Below are 251 nucleotides of genomic sequence, written 5' to 3'. Positions count from 1 at the left end.
ACCTGACCCTGGAAATCGCTGACACCATCGTTGCCGAAGGTGGCCGCATCGCCATCATCGGCCAAGGCGAAGAACACCTGGAAAACGCAGTGCGGGAACTCGCCCGCCGTCACCCAGGCCGAGTTGGCGCCAATGTTGGCTTCAACGAAACGGACGCGCGCTGCATGTTTGCGGGTAGCGACTTCCTGCTCATGCCGTCGCGCTTCGAGCCGTGCGGCCTCAGCCAGATGTATGCCCAGCGCTTCGGCTCG

1 pseudogene is annotated in these 251 nt (G+C 63.3%); it reads left to right on the top strand.

The window, feature by feature from the left end:
- A pseudogene (locus AC0IYH_RS32985) lies at positions 1-251 on the top strand (glycogen synthase GlgA); the annotation flags it as partial.

It is taken from the genome of Pseudomonas sp. AC463 (genome assembly GCF_979253585.1).
Note: the sequence above shows the minus strand (reverse complement) of the source record. Positions and strands in the feature narration are given on the sequence as shown.